1 protein-coding gene is annotated in these 543 nt (G+C 70.0%); it reads left to right on the plus strand.

Going from position 1 to position 543, the window contains the following annotated elements; genetic code table 11:
* A partial coding sequence (locus tag ACNAW0_RS30580; RefSeq protein ID WP_416291513.1) for a transposase occupies positions 1 to 543 on the plus strand: 543 nt, incomplete at both ends.

Consider the following 543-nt stretch of genomic DNA (forward strand, 5'->3'; position numbering starts at 1 on the left):
CTCAGACCGCTGCTCCGACCGCACGATCCGCCGGCGGCTACGGTCGTGGGCCGAGGCCGGCCTGGGCGAGCAGCTTCATGAGCTGGCGCTGGACGCCTACGACCGGATGGTCGGCCTGGAGTTGGCTGACGTCAGCGCCGACGGCGCGATCACGAAAGCGCCGTGCGGCGACGACCGGGCCGGTCGGTCTCCGGTCGACCGCGGCAAGGGCGGGATGAAACGCTCGACCGGTGTGGACGGTGCCGGGATCCCGCTCGGGATCACCGGCACGAGCGCGAACCGGCACGACTCACCGCTGCTACGTGACACCTTCGAGGCGTGCAGCGCCCAGCTGCGGCACTGCTGGCCCGAGCAGGTCACCGCGCATCTGGACCGCGCCTACGACAACCGCCCGAGCCGTGACCTGCTCGATGAGCTGGGCTTCGACGCCGAGATCGCCCGCAAGGGTGTGCCCGCCCCGGTCCAGATCGGCAAACGTTGGGTGGTAGAGAGGATGAACTCGTGGATGAACGGGTTCGGCAAGATCCGCCGTTGCACCGACCG

Source organism: Micromonospora sp. SL1-18, assembly GCF_047921505.1.
Classification (GTDB): domain Bacteria; phylum Actinomycetota; class Actinomycetes; order Mycobacteriales; family Micromonosporaceae; genus Micromonospora.